16 protein-coding genes are annotated in these 14,657 nt (G+C 63.8%); 10 read left to right on the top strand and 6 right to left on the bottom strand.

Translation table 11 applies throughout. From position 1 onward, the window contains the following. The first annotated feature begins 1 nt into the window (after position 1). Entirely contained in the window at positions 2 to 1,183 is a 1,182-nt protein-coding gene (locus ACFO3A_RS03810) for an acetyl-CoA C-acetyltransferase (protein ID WP_377724112.1), read from the top strand. A gap of 79 nt (positions 1,184 to 1,262) precedes the next feature. Next, positions 1,263 to 2,000, top strand: coding sequence for an acetoacetyl-CoA reductase (phbB, locus tag ACFO3A_RS03815; protein ID WP_377724114.1), 738 nt, complete (start codon positions 1,263 to 1,265; stop codon positions 1,998 to 2,000). 109 nt (positions 2,001 to 2,109) lie between these two features. On the opposite strand, the gene ACFO3A_RS03820 is transcribed toward phbB, so the two are convergent. Further along, on the bottom strand, positions 2,110 to 2,256 hold the full coding sequence (locus tag ACFO3A_RS03820) for a hypothetical protein (RefSeq protein ID WP_377724116.1): 147 nt from the start codon (positions 2,254 to 2,256) through the stop codon (positions 2,110 to 2,112). 127 nt (positions 2,257 to 2,383) lie between these two features. On the opposite strand from ACFO3A_RS03820, the gene ACFO3A_RS03825 reads away from it, so the two are divergent. Then, positions 2,384 to 3,046, top strand: coding sequence for a LysE family translocator (locus tag ACFO3A_RS03825; protein ID WP_377724118.1), 663 nt, complete (start codon positions 2,384 to 2,386; stop codon positions 3,044 to 3,046). Positions 3,047 to 3,150: 104 nt separating this feature from the next. Here the strand turns inward: ACFO3A_RS03825 and ACFO3A_RS03830 are convergent, their stop codons facing one another. Beyond that, positions 3,151 to 4,332 (bottom strand): site-specific integrase, encoded by a 1,182-nt coding sequence (locus tag ACFO3A_RS03830; protein WP_377724120.1) that lies wholly within the window; start codon positions 4,330 to 4,332, stop codon positions 3,151 to 3,153. Between the two features lie 96 nt (positions 4,333 to 4,428). Between ACFO3A_RS03830 and ACFO3A_RS03835 the strand changes: the two genes are divergently transcribed. Beyond that, the gene (locus tag ACFO3A_RS03835; protein WP_377724122.1) at positions 4,429 to 5,388 is read left to right on the top strand and encodes a DNA-binding protein; all 960 of its coding nucleotides are present in this window, start codon (positions 4,429 to 4,431) and stop codon (positions 5,386 to 5,388) included. Positions 5,389 to 5,467: 79 nt separating this feature from the next. Here ACFO3A_RS03835 and ACFO3A_RS03840 read toward each other — a convergent pair whose 3' ends face one another. The 4 genes from ACFO3A_RS03840 to ACFO3A_RS03855 form a co-directional block, all read right to left on the bottom strand. Beyond that, complete coding sequence (locus ACFO3A_RS03840; RefSeq protein ID WP_377724124.1) at positions 5,468 to 6,838, bottom strand: TolC family outer membrane protein; 1,371 nt, start codon at positions 6,836 to 6,838, stop codon at positions 5,468 to 5,470. A gap of 18 nt (positions 6,839 to 6,856) precedes the next feature. Beyond that, positions 6,857 to 7,204, bottom strand: a complete 348-nt coding sequence (locus tag ACFO3A_RS03845; RefSeq protein ID WP_377724126.1) for a rhodanese-like domain-containing protein — start codon at positions 7,202 to 7,204, stop codon at positions 6,857 to 6,859. Between the two features lie 24 nt (positions 7,205 to 7,228). Further along, positions 7,229 to 7,939 (bottom strand): protein-L-isoaspartate O-methyltransferase family protein, encoded by a 711-nt coding sequence (locus ACFO3A_RS03850; protein ID WP_377724129.1) that lies wholly within the window; start codon positions 7,937 to 7,939, stop codon positions 7,229 to 7,231. Positions 7,940 to 8,086: 147 nt separating this feature from the next. Further along, the gene (locus tag ACFO3A_RS03855) at positions 8,087 to 9,583 is read right to left on the bottom strand and encodes a helicase HerA-like domain-containing protein (protein WP_377724131.1); all 1,497 of its coding nucleotides are present in this window, start codon (positions 9,581 to 9,583) and stop codon (positions 8,087 to 8,089) included. Positions 9,584 to 9,665: 82 nt separating this feature from the next. Here ACFO3A_RS03855 and ACFO3A_RS03860 point away from each other — a divergent pair, with 82 nt between their 5' ends. The 6 genes from ACFO3A_RS03860 (at position 9,666) to ACFO3A_RS03885 (ending at position 14,626) form a co-directional block, all read left to right on the top strand. Then, entirely contained in the window at positions 9,666 to 10,385 is a 720-nt protein-coding gene (locus tag ACFO3A_RS03860) for a YebC/PmpR family DNA-binding transcriptional regulator (protein ID WP_377724133.1), read from the top strand. Next, positions 10,382 to 11,668 carry a phosphoribosylamine--glycine ligase gene (gene purD / locus ACFO3A_RS03865; protein ID WP_377724136.1) on the top strand — a complete coding sequence of 429 codons (1,287 nt, stop codon included), beginning with the start codon at positions 10,382 to 10,384 and terminating at the stop codon, positions 11,666 to 11,668. The genes ACFO3A_RS03860 and purD overlap by 4 nt, the downstream gene beginning before the upstream one ends. A 4-nt stretch (positions 11,669 to 11,672) precedes the next feature. Next, positions 11,673 to 12,605, top strand: coding sequence for an oxygen-dependent coproporphyrinogen oxidase (gene hemF / locus ACFO3A_RS03870; protein WP_377724139.1), 933 nt, complete (start codon positions 11,673 to 11,675; stop codon positions 12,603 to 12,605). 75 nt (positions 12,606 to 12,680) lie between these two features. Continuing rightward, entirely contained in the window at positions 12,681 to 13,472 is a 792-nt protein-coding gene (gene rsfS, locus ACFO3A_RS03875; RefSeq protein WP_377724142.1) for a ribosome silencing factor, read from the top strand. Continuing rightward, positions 13,469 to 13,936, top strand: coding sequence for a 23S rRNA (pseudouridine(1915)-N(3))-methyltransferase RlmH (rlmH, locus tag ACFO3A_RS03880; RefSeq protein ID WP_377724144.1), 468 nt, complete (start codon positions 13,469 to 13,471; stop codon positions 13,934 to 13,936). Before rsfS ends, rlmH begins: the two co-directional genes overlap by 4 nt. Before the next feature lie 93 nt (positions 13,937 to 14,029). Beyond that, positions 14,030 to 14,626, top strand: a complete 597-nt coding sequence (locus ACFO3A_RS03885; RefSeq protein WP_377724146.1) for a Maf family protein — start codon at positions 14,030 to 14,032, stop codon at positions 14,624 to 14,626. The last annotated feature ends 31 nt before the right edge of the window (positions 14,627 to 14,657 follow it).

Raw genomic sequence — 14,657 nt, forward strand, 5'->3', positions numbered from 1 at the left:
TATGGAAGACATCGTCATTGTTTCTGCGGTTCGTACCCCGGTCGGAAAGTTCGGCGGCAGCCTGGCCAAAGTGCCCGCCACCGAGCTAGGTTCCATCGTCATCAAGGAGGCACTGGCTCGCGCCAATGTGGGGCTGGATCAGGTCGGGGAGGTCATCATGGGCCAGGTTCTGGCGGCCGGGGTGGGCCAGAATCCGGCCCGTCAGGCCATGATGAAAGCCGGTGTGGCCAAGGAAACTCCGGCCCTGACCATCAACGCCGTATGCGGCTCGGGCCTGAAAGCCGTGATGCTGGCCGCGCAGGCCGTGGCAACGGGCGACAGCGAAATTGTCGTTGCCGGTGGACAGGAAAACATGAGCCTGTCGCCCCACGTCCTCAAAGGTTCGCGCGACGGCCAGCGCATGGGCGACTGGAAGATGCAGGACACGATGATCGTCGATGGCCTGTGGGATGTATACAACCAGTACCACATGGGCATCACGGCGGAAAACGTCGCCAAGGAAAACGCCATTACCCGCGCCCAACAAGACGAGCTGGCCATTGCCAGCCAGCAAAAAGCCGCTGCGGCGCAGGATGCTGGCCGGTTCAAGGACGAAATCGTGCCGGTGGTCATTCCTCAGCGCAAGGGCGATCCGGTGGTGTTCGATACCGATGAATACCTGAATCGCAAAACCAGCCTGGAAGCCCTGGCAGGTCTGCGTCCGGCGTTCGACAAAGAGGGGTCGGTGACGGCCGGGAACGCTTCGGGCATCAACGACGGCGCGGCTGCCGTGGTGGTGATGAAGGCCAGCAAGGCCGCTGCGCTGGGACTCAAGCCCCTGGCCACCATCAAGGCTTATGCCACCAGCGGTCTCGATCCTGCCACCATGGGCATGGGGCCGGTGTTGGCCACGCGCAAGGCGCTCGATCGTGCGGGCTGGACTGTGGCCGATGTCGATTTGTTCGAGCTGAACGAAGCCTTTGCCGCGCAAGCCTGCGCCGTGAACAAGGTGCTGGACATCGACGCCAGCAAGGTGAACGTCAATGGCGGGGCCATTGCCATCGGCCACCCCATCGGTGCTTCAGGCTGCCGTGTGCTGGTGACCTTGCTGCACGAAATGCAGCGCCGCGACGCCAAGAAGGGTATCGCCTCGCTGTGCATCGGCGGCGGCATGGGCGTGGCCCTGGCTGTCGAGCGTACCTGAAACAGAGTTTTATTCCCGTGGGCCATTGCCTCGGCCGTGGTCCGCAACCATCCGATAGAGATATGCAAGGAGGAGATTTATGAGTCAGAAAGTAGCTTATGTGACCGGCGGTATGGGCGGCATCGGTACCGCAATTTGCCAGCGTCTGCACGACGATGGTTTCAAGGTGATTGCCGGCTGCGGCCCGACGCGTGATTACCAAAAGTGGCTCGACGAACAAAAAGCCCTGGGCTACACGTTCTACGCCTCGGTGGGCAACGTGGGCGATTGGGACTCCACCGTCGAAGCCTTTGCCAAGGCCAAGGCCGAACACGGCACCATTGACGTGCTGGTGAACAACGCCGGCATTACCCGCGACCGCATGTTCGTGAAAATGACGCCCGACGATTGGCGTGCCGTGATCGAAACCAACCTGAACTCCATGTTCAACGTCACCAAACAGGTGGTGGCCGACATGGTGGAAAAAGGCTGGGGTCGCATCGTCAATATCAGCTCGATCAACGGGGCCAAGGGCCAGGCCGGGCAGACCAACTACTCGGCTGCCAAGGCCGGGATGCACGGTTTCTCGAAAGCGCTGGCGCAGGAACTGGCCAACAAGGGCGTGACAGTGAACACCGTCAGCCCCGGCTATGTCGGCACCGACATGGTGCGGGCGATCCGCGAGGATGTGCTGGAGAAGATTGTGGCCACCATCCCTGTCAAGCGCCTGGGCGAACCCAAGGAAATCGCTTCCATCATCGCCTGGCTGGTTTCCGACGAAGGCGGCTACGCCACGGGCGCAGAGTTTTCGGTGAATGGCGGCCAGCACATGCAATAAGCATGGTTTGAACGCCAAGCAAAACGCCTGCAGCAATGCAGGCGTTTTTTGTTGGGCCCAAGGAACACCGGGCCAGTCTGCGCTAGGATGCGCGGCCCGGCCGTGCAATTTAGCGCTTGCGATCGCGTTCGTCTTCGGGCCAGATGGCGATGGGGGCAGTGGGGTTCATGACAGACTCCAAAGGGGAAGGAAGTACCAGGGTGCCGGGGCGTGCATTACAGACGGTACAGGCGTGCCGGGCTGCGCTTGCGGTCACGTTCGTCTTCGGGCCAGATGGTGATCGGTTGGGTAATCGTCATTGCTTTACTCCTTTATGGAACCCTTAACGCCGGGGCGGGACGCTTGGTTTACCGCCTCGGCCAACTTTTTCTGGATTTTTTTCGATGTCTTTGAGTGTGTGGCTGCTGTACGTATCGCTGGCAGCGGCGGTGATTGCTTCGCCGGGGCCTTCGGCGCTGTTGTGCGTTTCGCACGCTGTCGGGCATGGTGCCCGCAAGGCGGTGGGCACGATCGTGGGCGGGATTACCGCGTCCATGACGCTGATGCTGCTCTCGGCCCTGGGCCTGGGGGCGGTGATTGCGGCGTCCGATACCCTGTTCAGCGCCATCAAGTGGGCCGGGGCGGCGTATTTGCTTTACCTGGGCGTGAGTGCCTGGCGCAATGCCAGCCGGGCCGGCCCCCAAGCAGGGGAGGAGGTCGATGCGGATGCGCCAGCTGTTGCGGCTGCCGTGCCGGAAAGCACGGCCTCGTTCTGGACGCTGTACCGCAAGGGGCTGATGGTCGGGCTGGGCAATCCCAAGGATTTGTTGTTTTTCAGTGCCCTGTTTCCGCAGTTCATGAACGCCAGCGCCCCGATTGCCGGGCAGCTCCTGATTCTGGGCAGTACCTGGATGGTGCTGGACGGTTCGATCATGCTGGCCTATGTGTTGGCCGGGGCCAAGCTGCTGGCCCGGCTGCACCGGGGAGGCGCGGGGCGCTGGTTCGACCGGGTGACGGGCGGCGCCTTCGTCACGGCAGCGGCGCTGCTGGCCAGCAGCCAGCGTTGATCACCAACAAACTTTAATAAAAGAAGCTGTTTCCGCTTGTCAACTCTGAATTTCAGACTGAAAACAGTCTGAAATCCTTGCAAATCAAACGGAAAAAGCTCCTTTTATTTTTTCTCTATCGGGTCTTCCTCTGCTGCGTCGTCCATCAGATACGCCGCCGGGTTGTGGATAGCGGCTTCGGCGCGGAAGTAGCCCAGCACCGTAGGCACGCTTTGGTGCCCCGTCAGCGCCATGGTTTGCGCCAGGGAGATATTGCGCCGCCCGGCTTCCGTAACAAAGCCGGAGCGCAGCGAGTGGGCGGAAAAGTCCCCTGCCACCCCCGCCAGACGGCAGCGCTCTTGCACGATCAGGCGCACGGCCGCCGGACTCAGCCCCGCACCGCTGGCATCGACGTGGCCGCCCTTGCGGATGCGCCGGAAGATCGCTCCATCTTGAATCCCGCTGGCGGTCAGCCAGGCCTCCAGAGCCGCCCCGGCAGCGCCCAGCACGGGTTTGACGCTGTCTGGCGTGGCCCGGCCTGCCTGGTTGGTTTTGCTGACCAGTAACTCATACATGAAACGCCCTGGCCCCAGGCGGCGCAGGAAACGCATGTCCGCTTGCGCCACTTCGGAGCGCCGCCGCCCGCCGCTGCTCCAGGCAAACAGCAGCAGCGCCCGGTCACGCAGACCCGTCAGGCTGTCGTCGCAGGTGGCCAGAAGTTGCTGTAGCAAATCTTTCGTGAGGGCGGCTTTTTTCTGTACCCGTCCGCCCTGGCGGGCATAGGTTTTGCGGGCCCGCGATAGCACCTCGCGCACGCGTGGATCGTGGCATGGGTTGGGCAGATTGCGGCTTTGGTGCGCTTTCGATAGCACGGCCAGCCGATGCACCAAGGTGGCGTGCGCCGGTGCGCCCAACCGATTCTTGCAGCCCGATTGCACCAGGGCGGCATCCACTTCGGGCGGCAGTTCCCCGCGCAGGCCAGTGGCCGTCTGGCGCGGCGCATGGTCGGCAATGAACTGCAGCACCACTTCCACCGACAAGGGCAGGGCGATGGTTTGCCCCAGGCGCAGTTGCAGCCAGCCCGCCCAATAGCGCATGGCGCTGGCGTAGCTGCGCAGGGTGTTTTCCGCTTCGCCCTGGTGCAGCAGCTCCTGCAGGGCTTGCAAGGTGGTGGCGCTCAGGCTGGCCAAGGGGGAGGGGGGCGCTGCTGGAGCAGATAACGCCAGCGCATTGGGGGCGGCGGATGCCTTTCGGGCTGCCAGAGACGAATCGGTGCCTGTAAAGCGGTAGGTATGGTTTTTCTGCATTTGTTTGTATAAAATAATATGTAATACAAATGTTATTTAATAAAATTGCTCAATAATTTTTGATAAACTTCACTTATCGAAAGTAAATTATCGCCTATGTCGTACATCACCCCAAAAACCACCCGTGGCGTGCAGGAGCAGGATGTCTGGACTGCTGCCGATGCCGTTTTGCAACAGGGCCAGCGCCCGACGATCGAGCGCGTGCGTCAGCACATGGGGCGTGGTTCGCCCAATACCGTCGGGCCGATGTTGGAGAGCTGGTTTGCCCGCCTGGGCGAGCGTTTGGTGGCGGTGCAGGGCGGCGCCGAAGCAGAGGAAAGGCTGCCCCGGCCGGTGCAGGAGGCAATGCACACGCTTTGGCAGACCGCGCTGACCCAGGCGCAAGCCGTTGCGCAAGAGGCGTTGCAGGCGCAGCAAGCCCAGCTTGCCGACGCGCAGGCCGCCTTGCAGGCGCGGGAACAGCAATTGCAGCAGCGCGCGGACAACCTGCAGCAGCAAAAACAGGCGCTGGATGAGGCGCTGAAACTGGCGCAGGCCCAGCAGGCCGACCTTTCCGAGCGCCTGGACGCCATGCAGCAGCAACTGGAGCAGCGCGAGCAGCTATTGCAGGCGCAGCGCAAGGAGTTCGACGCCCTGCAACAGCAACGCGATGGGGAGCGCCAGCAGCACCAGGCAGCGCTGGCCGCAGCCGCGCAGGAGCGCCAGCGCCTGGCCGAACAGTTCTCCGGCAATGAAAAGCGCTGGCTGGGCGAGCTTGATCGCAGCCGCCAGGAGGTGGAAAAGCTCAAGAAGCAGCAACAGCAAGCCAGTCAGGAGGCGCAGGAGCTGCTCGCCCAGGCCCGCAGCCGTCAGGCCGAGCTGGAAAACGAATACCTTGCCGCACAAGGCGCCTTGACGACCACGCAGCACAGCCTGGATCTGGCCAATGAGCGCATCGGTGAATTGAAGGAAACGCTGCAGCAGCAACGTCCGGCCCCAGAGGTGGCCGCGCCGCGCACCGGCCCATCGCTACAGCGGCGGGCTTTGGCGCAAAAGAGCCTGACGCGACGGCGCTAGGCGTAGAGCTCACCGCTCCCCGCTGTCACACCCGGGAAGGCGGGTGCCCAATAGCAGCGCTGGCGATGTCGTGAGCCGGTCATTCGTTGCCGGTTGCCGTTACCGGAGCGAACAAGGCGCTGACCTGGGCGATATCGTCCAGACTCAGGCGACCTGCGGCCTGGCGCAGTTGCAGGTAGCCAAGGAGGACTTGATAACGAGCCCGCAGCCAGTCCTTTTCCGCATTGGCGGCTTGCACTTGGGCAGCCAGCACATCGGCGTTGATGCGCACGCCCACCTGGTAGCCTGTTTTGGTAGCTTGCAGCGCGGTGTTGCTGGAGACGACCGCTGCCGCCAGCGCGGTGCTTTGCTCCTGCGCGGATTGCCAGCCAAGGAATGCCTGGCGCACGGCCAGCTCCACGCTGCGTTGTGCTTCTTCGTAATCGGCCTGGGCTTTGGCGGCCAGGCTCAAGGTTTCGCGCAAGCGGTTCTGGGTGGCGAACCCGGCAAACAGCGGCAGCTGCAAAGTCACGCCAACGGTGCCAACCGTGGCGCGGTGCGGCAGGGGTTGGGTGAGGGTGCCGTCAGGATTGCGCTGCTGGCCGTAGCTGGCCTGCAAATCCAGGGTAGGGCGGTGGCCAGCCTGGGCTTTTTCGACTTCCAGCTGGGCCACCGCCCGGGCTTTTTCCGCCTGCAGCAGCAGGGGGTGGGTGCCAGGCAGATCGTCCAGCCAGACATCGCGCTGCGCTGCATCGACGGTGGGCAGGATGGCGGATGTGGGTAGCCGCCAGGGGCGGGGAGCGGCCCAGGTGGTGAGTTTTTGCAGCGCAAGCGCCTGCATCGCCACGTCGTTTTGTGCAGCCAACCATTGCGCCTGCACGCCATCGAGGCGGGCCTGGGCTTCGCGCACGTCGGTAATCGTCACCAGCCCCACGTCGAAATTGCGCTGGGCCAGCGCGGCCTGCTCGGTAATCGCCTCGCGCAGCGCGGTTTGCACCTGGAGCAGGTCGTGCGCCTGCAGCAGGGCGACATAGGCCTGCGCCACTTGCAGCAACAGTTTTTGCTGTGCGGCCATTTGCTGGGCCTGGGCCAGCTCCAACCCCTGCTGCCCCTGGCGGTATTGGCGCAAGTTGGCTGGGCGGTACAGCGGCTGGGTCAGCACGACGGCGGCGCTGCGCTGCCAGGCGGGCAGATTCTGGGTTTGCGCACCGATGGGGGTGTCCAGCCGCACTTCGCTATCGCTGTGCTGGGTGCTGGCCTGCAGGCCTATTTGCGGCAGCAGCAGGGCGCGGCCCTGGGCCTGACGGTGGCTGGCTGCGTCCACGGCGAGTGCCTGCGCCTGCCAGCCGGCATCGTGGGCCAGGGTGCTTTGGGCGGCATCCAGCAGGCTTTGGGCATGGCTGGCGGCCCATGGCCCCAGCGAGAGCAACAAGCACAGGGCGGCAAGCCGAAGGGGCCGGAAGGGTTTCATTTGTGGGCTTCGAGACGGTTAGTAATGCCCGATGCCCGGGTCGCACTCGTGCGCCCAGGCATCGATGCCGCCGGTGATGTTGGCGACATGGGCAAAGCCTTGCTGCACCAGATAGGCCGCCACGCGCATGCTGCGGGCGCCGTGGTGGCACAGGCAGGCGACGGGGCGTTCTTTGTCCAGCTCGTGCCAGCGGGCAGGAATGTCGGCCATGGGGATGAACACCTGCTCGAACCGGGCATCCTGGCCCAGGCGCACCACGTCGCATTCCCAATGCTCGCGTACGTCCAGCACCAGCGGCAATTGCTCCTGCCCGGCGAACTGGGCCAGCCAGCTGTCCATTTGGTTGGGGCGTACTTGGTAGAACATGCCGCCGACAAGGCCCTGGCGGGCTTAGAAAACGAATTTGGACTTGCCTGCAAAGCCTTGCAGGCGCGGGGCGACCGTGTCCCACGGTGTCGTGGTGGTGGTTTGCCCGCCGTTTTTCTGCACGATGGTGACGCGCATCATGGGCTGTTCGCCCACGATGGCGATCAGGCGGCCACCGTCCTTCAGGTGCGCCAGCAGGTGCGTGGGCACTTCGGCCACGGAGCCGCTCAGGACGATGACGTCAAACGGGCCGTCGTTCAGGGCGTCCTTGCTGCCATCGGCCACGCGCACGGTGACGTTGTGGCATTCGGCGGTGGCCAGGTTTTCACGGGCGGTTTCGGCCAGTTCGGCGTCGATTTCCAGTGTGGTCACGTCCTGGCACAGGCGCGAGAGCAGGGCGGCCATGTAGCCCGAGCCGGTGCCGATTTCCAGCACGCGCTCGTGCGGCTGCAATTGCAGGTCGTTGGCGATGCGGGCGTCGATTTTCGGGGCCAGCATGCACTGGCCGCGCTCGACGGCGAAAGCATCGTCGCGCAGGGGGATTTCCGTGTCCATGAAGGCCTTCTGGTAGTGCGCTGGCGGCACGAAGTCTTCACGGCGCAGGGTGTGCAGGGCGTCCAGAACCGCCGCGTCCTTGACGTTCCAGGGACGGATCTGCTGCTCCACCATGTTGTAGCGGGTGTGGGCCAGGGTATCTTGGGTGTCGTCGATCAGACTGTTCAAAGGCAAGCTCATGGTGGTATCGGCTTCTCATCAAGGAAATCGGGGAGCAGGTAACCGCGACAGGCCCGGGCACCCGCAAACCTGTCGATTCTACGAGGCGAATCGGGCCTGGGGGTGCAATCACTGTCGCACAGGCGGAGATTGCACTGCCAGGAACCCTTATTTTTTCCCGCCCAGCAGGTTGCCCAGCACCCCGCGCAGCAACTGGCCTGCCGCGCGATTGACCATCGAACGGGCCTGGGACTTGACGACGCTTTGCACCAGGCCGTCCTTCTTCCCGCCGCGCGGGCCGGTGCTGCCGAACAGAAATTCGTTCAGCCCCTGGGCCAGACCGCCGGAAGGTGCGCTTTGGCCCTCCTGGCTTGTCTGTGCGGCGGCATTGGCGCGGTCACGCAGGATTTCAAAGGCCGACGCCCGGTCGACCATGTCCTCGTAGACACCGGCCACCAGCGAGTTTTTCAGCAAATCCTGGCGCTGCGCGTCGCTGATCGGGCCGATCTGGCTGCCCGGAGGAGCTACGAACGCACGCTGGGTAACGTTTGGACGGCCTTTTGTATCCAAAAAGCTTACCAGTGCCTCGCCAACAGCTAGCTCTGTGATAGCAGCCTCGATATTCAGCCCGGGGTTGGGGCGCATGGTCTGCGCCGTGGCCTTGACGGCTTTCTGGTCTTTCGGCGTGAAGGCCCGCAGGGCGTGCTGCACACGGTTGCCCAGCTGGGCCAGCACGCTGTCGGGAATGTCGGTGGGCACCTGGGTGACGAAATACACGCCCACGCCCTTGGAGCGGATGAGGCGCACGACCAGCTCGATGCGCTCGACCAGCACCTTGGGAGCGTCGTTGAACAGCAGGTGCGCCTCGTCGAAGAAGAAGGCCAGCTTGGGCTTGTCCAGGTCGCCCACTTCGGGCAGGCGCTCGTACAGCTCGGAGAGCAGCCACAGCAAAAAGGTCGAATACAGGCGCGGCGACTGCATGAGCTGGTCGGCGGCCAGGATGTTCACCATGCCCCGGCCCTGGGCGTCAGTCTGCATCAGGTCGTCGATGTTGAGCATGGGTTCACCGAAGAACGCATCGCCGCCCTGGGTCTGCAGTTGCAGCAAGCCGCGCTGGATGGCCCCCACGCTGGCGGCCGAGATGTTGCCGTAGTCGGTGGTGAACTGCTTGGCGTTGTCGCCCACGTATTGCAGCATGGAGCGCAGGTCTTTCAAGTCCAGGAGCAGCAGGCCGTTGTCGTCCGCCACCTTGAAGACGATGGTCAGCACGCCCATCTGCGTGTCGTTCAGGCCCAGCATCCGGCCGATCAGCTGCGGCCCCATGTCTGAAATGGTGGCCCGCACCGGGTGACCCTGCTGCCCGAAAACGTCCCATAGCTGCGTGGGACAGGCCACCGATTCGGGTGGCTCGATACCGCGCTCGGCCAGAACCTGGGCCATTTTGGTGCCGATGCTGCCGCTTTGGCTGATACCCGTCAGATCGCCCTTGATGTCGGCCATGAACACGGGGACACCGGCCAGAGAGAGGCTTTCCGCCATTTTCTGCAGGGTGACGGTCTTGCCCGTGCCGGTGGCCCCGGTGATCAGACCGTGGCGATTTGCCAACGGTAAAAGCAGTTCGCACGGGCCGCTGGCGTTAAGGGCAATGGGCAGGGCTAAGACCATATTCGGGTTTCCTCTCGGAGGGCTTGAAGTCAAACGTAGAATCCTCGGTTCCCGAGATTAAACCAAGACAAAAGGAATTCTTGTGGCAGGACACAGCAAATGGGCCAATATCCAGCACCGCAAAGGTCGCCAGGACGAGAAGCGTGGCCGTATCTGGACGCGCATTATTCGTGAAATCATCGTTGCCGCCCGCCAAGGCGGGGGTGACCTGAATGCCAACCCGCGCCTGCGCCTGGCCGTGGACAAGGCCAAGGCCGCCAACATGCCCGCCGACAATATCAAGCGCAACATCGACAAGGCCACGGGCAACCTCGACGGCGTGACCTACGAGGAAATCCGCTACGAGGGTTACGGCATCGGCGGTGCGGCCATCATCGTGGATACCATGACCGACAACCGCGTGCGCACGGTGGCCGAAGTGCGCCATGCCTTCAACAAATACGGCGGCAACATGGGCACGGAAGGCTCGGTGGCCTTCCAGTTCAAGCATGTGGGCCAGTTGATCTTTGCGCCGGGTACCAACGAAGACCAGGTGATGGAAGTCGCCCTGGAGGCCGGTGCCGAAGATGTCATCGCCGACGACGAAGGCGCCATCGAAGTGCTGACCGCCCCCGGCGATTTTGAAGCCGTGAAAAACGCCCTGGAAGCCGCGGGCCTGACGCCGGAAGTGGCCGAAGTGACCATGCGGGCCGAAAACACCATTGCCCTGGAAGGCGAAGACGCCGAGCGGATGCAAAAGCTGCTGGACGTACTGGAAGACCTGGACGACGTGCAAAACGTCTATCACAACGCAGAATTATGAAAATACTCGTTATCGGCGGCGGTGGCCGCGAGCACGCCCTGGCGTGGAAGCTGGCCCAGTCGCCCAAGGCGACCAAGGTCTTTGTCGCGCCCGGCAATGGCGGCACCGCCCTGGCCGGCGGCAAGCTGGAAAACCTGCCGATCACCGATGTGACGGCCCTGCGCGAATGGGCGCAGGCAGAAAAAATCGGCCTGGCCGTGGTCGGCCCCGAAGCGCCGCTGGCCGCTGGCGTGGTCGATGAGTTTCGTGCCCACGGCCTGAAAATCTTCGGCCCCACCAGGGCAGCTGCGCAACTGGAAAGCTCCAAGGCCTTTTCCAAGGCCTTCATGCAGCGCCACGGCATCCCCACCGCCGCTTACGACACCTTCACCGACCCGACCGCAGCCCACGTCTACATCGACAAGCTGGGCGCCCCCATCGTCATCAAGGCCGATGGCCTGGCCGCAGGCAAGGGCGTGGTCGTGGCCATGACGCTGGAGGAAGCCCACGCAGCCGTGGACTTCATGCTGGTGGACAACAAATTCGGCGTGCAGCACAACGAGGGCGGCGCCCGCGTGGTGATCGAGGAATTTCTGGCCGGGGAAGAAGCCAGCTTCATCGTGCTGGTGGATGGCAAGAACGTCTGCGCCCTGGCCACCAGCCAGGACCACAAGCGTCTGAAAGACGGCGACGAAGGCCCGAACACGGGCGGCATGGGGGCTTATTCGCCCGCACCCGTCGTCACTGCCGACGTTTATGGTCGCGCCATGCGCGAAATCATCCTGCCCACCGTGCGCGGCATGGAAAAGGATGGCGTACCGTTCACCGGCTTTCTGTACGCCGGGCTGATGATCGACGCCCAGGGCCAGCCGAAAACACTGGAATTCAACACCCGCATGGGCGATCCGGAAACCCAGCCCATCCTGATGCGCCTGAAGACCGATCTGGTCGATGTGCTGCTGGCTGCGACCGACGGGCGTCTGGAGCAAGTCGAGCTGGAATGGGATCGCCGCACCGCGCTGGGCGTGGTCATGGCCGCGGCAGGCTACCCGGAAGCACCCCGCAAGGGTGACCTGATCACCGGCCTGCCTGCAGAAGCGGATGATGCCGTGGTGTTCCATGCAGGTAGCGAACTGGATGCAGACGGCAAGCCGCGCACCAGCGGCGGGCGCGTGCTGTGCGTCACCGCCCTGGCCGACAGCGTGCGCCAGGCCCAGCAGCGTGCCTACGATGCAGCCCGCAGCATCCATTTCGACGGGATGCAGTACCGCCGCGACATCGGCTACCGCGCCATCAAGGGGTGACGACATGACGGCAGTGGACAGCGCCAGCGTGCGGGCCTATTTGCTGGGCCTGCAAGAGCGCATCACCAGCGCCCTGGAGCAAGCCGAAGGCCCGCAAGGTGCCCGCTTCGTGCGGGACGCCTGGGCCAAAGGCCCCGAGGAGCGGCTGCAGGGCGACGGCGTGACCAGAATCCTGGAACGGGGCCGGGTGTGGGAGCGGGCCGGTTGCGGCTTTTCCCACGTGCGTGGGGCGCAGTTGCCGCCTTCGGCCACCCAGCACCGCCCGGAACTGGCCGGTGCGCCGTTCGAGGCCATGGGCGTGTCGCTGGTGTTCCACCCCGTCAATCCCTACGTGCCCACGGTGCATATGAACGTGCGCATGATCCGCGCCCAGGCCGCCGGGCAAGAGGCCGTGTGCTGGTTCGGCGGCGGCATGGATTTGACGCCGGTGTACGGCTTTGACGAAGATGCCGTGCATTTTCATGGCGCCTGCCGCAATGCCCTGGCGCCTTTCGGTGCCGATCTGTACCCACGTTTCAAGACCTGGTGCGACGAGTATTTCTACCTCAAGCACCGGCAGGAGCAGCGCGGCATCGGCGGCATCTTCTTCGACGATTTTGCCGAGCTGGGCCAGGAACAGGGCTTTGCCATGCTGCAAAGCGTGGGCGATGCCTTTCTGGGCGCTTACCTGCCCATCGTGGAAAAGCGTCAGGCCATGCCGTATGGGGAGCCACAGGTCGATTTCCAGCGTTACCGCCGAGGCCGCTACGTGGAATTCAACCTGGTCTGGGATCGGGGTACGCATTTTGGTCTGCAATCGGGCGGGCGCACGGAATCGATCCTGCTGTCGATGCCGCTGCACGCCGACTGGAGCTACCAGCGCCAGGACCCGCCCGGCAGCCCGGAGGCCGAGCTGCTCACCAAATACCTGGTGCGCCGCGACTGGATTAACGCCTAAATCTATAATTTTTTTATCCGCCCCGGTTCTTTTCATGCCGGGGCATTTTTTACTCCACCAGATTCACCTGCCCTGATGAGCATCCCCCAAGACACCGCCGCCAAAAAAGACCTGACCAAACTGCAACGCGCCATCATCGATGGGCTGGAGGATGTCAAGGCCCAAGACATCCAGGTCTTCAACACCGAGCATTTGTCCCCGCTGTTCGAGCGCGTCATCGTTGCCACCGGTACCTCCAACCGCCAGACCAAGGCCATTGCCAGCAGCGTGCGCGATGCCGTGAAGAAGGCCGGTTTTGCCGTGCCGCGCCATGAGGGCGAGGCCAATGGTGAATGGATCATCGTCGATTGCAACCAGGCCGTGGTGCATATCATGCAGCCGGCCATCCGCCAGTACTACCGGCTGGAGGAAATCTGGGGCGAAAAGCCCGTGCGCGTGAAGCTGGGCGGCGGCAAGGTCTCCAAACGCACCGCTTCGGAAGACGCCAGCGCCGACACCGCTGCGGCAGCCCCGGCGAAAAAACCCGGTGTGCGCAAGACGGTCGGCAGCGCAGCGGCCAAAACAGGCGCCGCCAAACCGCGTGTCGCCAGCACGGCCAAAGCCGGTACTGCCAAGACTAGTACAGCCCGTACCGCCAGCGCCGCCAAGGCCCCTGCCAAAAAAGCCGTGACCACCACCAGGGTGGCCGGCGGTGCCGCCGCTGCGGTGAAAAAGGCCCCGGTCCGTAAAACCGCCGCGCCCAAGGCCGATGCGGCCGTGAAGACCGTGGTCATCAAGCCCACCACCGCCCGTGGCGCTGCCAAGAAGCCCGGCGCGGTTCGCGCGGCCGCCAAGACAACCGCTAAAACGACCACCAAGAAGGCATGAGGCTGTTCATCGTCGCCGTCGGCCAGCATGTGCCCGACTGGGCACAGACGGCCTACGACGATTACGCCAAGCGTTTTCCGCCCGAATTGAAGGTGGAACTCAAGGCCGTGAAAACCGAGCCACGCAGCTCCAAGACCCTGGCCACGCTGTACGCGGCCGAGCGCAAGCGCATCGAGGCCGCCATCCCCAAGGGCTGCCGCATTGTCGTGCTGGACGAGCATGGCACGGCGCTGCGCACCACGGCCCTGGCCCAGCGCCTGAAAAACTGGCAGCTGGAGGGCGACGACGTGGCCCTGGTCATCGGCGGGCCGGACGGGCTGGAGCCGGAGTTCAAGCAGGCCGCACACGAGCGCATCCGCCTGTCCGACCTGACCCTGCCGCATGCCATGGTGCGCGTGCTGCTGATCGAGCAGCTGTACCGCGCCTGGTCGGTGAATGCGGGCCATCCTTACCACCGTGAATAAAAAGGAGCTGTTGCCGCTTGATCTGATTGGATTTCAGACATAAAACACTCTGAAATTCTTATGGGTACAGCGGAAACAGCTCTCTTTACCGATATGCCCCCCTGGATTTACCTGGCTTCGCAAAGCCCCCGGCGCAGCCAATTGCTGCAACAACTGGACATTGCCCACGAACTGCTGCTGCCCGGCAGCGATGAGGATGCCGAAGCGCTGGAAACGGTGCTGCCGGGCGAAGCCCCGGTGGACTACGTGCAGCGCGTAACCGGCCTGAAGCTGGAGGCGGCCGTCCGGCGCCATGCTCGGCGCGGCTTGCCGCCAGCCGCCATTCTGTGTGCCGATACCACGGTGGCACTGGGCGCTGCCATTCTGGGCAAGCCGCAGGACGGCACCGATGCCGCCCGGATGCTGACGGAGCTTTCCGGGCAGATGCACCAGGTATTCACCGCCGTGGCGGTGGCCTGGGAAGACCGGCGCTGGGCCGCGCTGTCGGTATCGCAAGTGCAGTTTGCCCAGCTCACGCAGCAGCAGATTGCCGCCTACGTTGCCAGCGGCGAGCCGATGGGCAAGGCCGGTGCCTACGGCATTCAGGGCAGGGCGGCGGCGTTCATTGCCCATATCGAGGGCAGCTACACCGGCATCATGGGCCTGCCGCTGTTCGAGACGGCGCAGCTTTTGCGCAGCGCCGGGGTGTAGCGATGTAACAATGCGCTGCACAAAGGGAGCG

The sequence above is a fragment of the Comamonas nitrativorans genome (genome assembly GCF_042654765.1).
Lineage (GTDB): Bacteria > Pseudomonadota > Gammaproteobacteria > Burkholderiales > Burkholderiaceae_C > Comamonas > Comamonas nitrativorans.

Excerpts from the sequence above, each read along its gene's own strand:
- ACFO3A_RS03835 (WP_377724122.1), top strand. The coding sequence starts at position 4,429 with ATGTCGTACATCACCCCAAAAACCACCCGTGGCGTGCAGGAGCAGGAT.
- ACFO3A_RS03845 (WP_377724126.1), bottom strand. The coding sequence starts at position 7,204 with ATGTTCTACCAAGTACGCCCCAACCAAATGGACAGCTGGCTGGCCCAG.
- rlmH (WP_377724144.1), top strand. The coding sequence starts at position 13,469 with ATGAGGCTGTTCATCGTCGCCGTCGGCCAGCATGTGCCCGACTGGGCA.
- hemF (WP_377724139.1), top strand. The coding sequence starts at position 11,673 with ATGACGGCAGTGGACAGCGCCAGCGTGCGGGCCTATTTGCTGGGCCTG.
- phbB (WP_377724114.1), top strand. The coding sequence starts at position 1,263 with ATGAGTCAGAAAGTAGCTTATGTGACCGGCGGTATGGGCGGCATCGGT.
- ACFO3A_RS03840 (WP_377724124.1), bottom strand. The coding sequence starts at position 6,838 with ATGAAACCCTTCCGGCCCCTTCGGCTTGCCGCCCTGTGCTTGTTGCTC.
- ACFO3A_RS03825 (WP_377724118.1), top strand. The coding sequence starts at position 2,384 with ATGTCTTTGAGTGTGTGGCTGCTGTACGTATCGCTGGCAGCGGCGGTG.
- ACFO3A_RS03830 (WP_377724120.1), bottom strand. The coding sequence starts at position 4,332 with ATGCAGAAAAACCATACCTACCGCTTTACAGGCACCGATTCGTCTCTG.
- ACFO3A_RS03885 (WP_377724146.1), top strand. The coding sequence starts at position 14,030 with ATGCCCCCCTGGATTTACCTGGCTTCGCAAAGCCCCCGGCGCAGCCAA.
- ACFO3A_RS03850 (WP_377724129.1), bottom strand. The coding sequence starts at position 7,939 with ATGAGCTTGCCTTTGAACAGTCTGATCGACGACACCCAAGATACCCTG.
- ACFO3A_RS03810 (WP_377724112.1), top strand. The coding sequence starts at position 2 with ATGGAAGACATCGTCATTGTTTCTGCGGTTCGTACCCCGGTCGGAAAG.
- rsfS (WP_377724142.1), top strand. The coding sequence starts at position 12,681 with ATGAGCATCCCCCAAGACACCGCCGCCAAAAAAGACCTGACCAAACTG.
- purD (WP_377724136.1), top strand. The coding sequence starts at position 10,382 with ATGAAAATACTCGTTATCGGCGGCGGTGGCCGCGAGCACGCCCTGGCG.
- ACFO3A_RS03855 (WP_377724131.1), bottom strand. The coding sequence starts at position 9,583 with ATGGTCTTAGCCCTGCCCATTGCCCTTAACGCCAGCGGCCCGTGCGAA.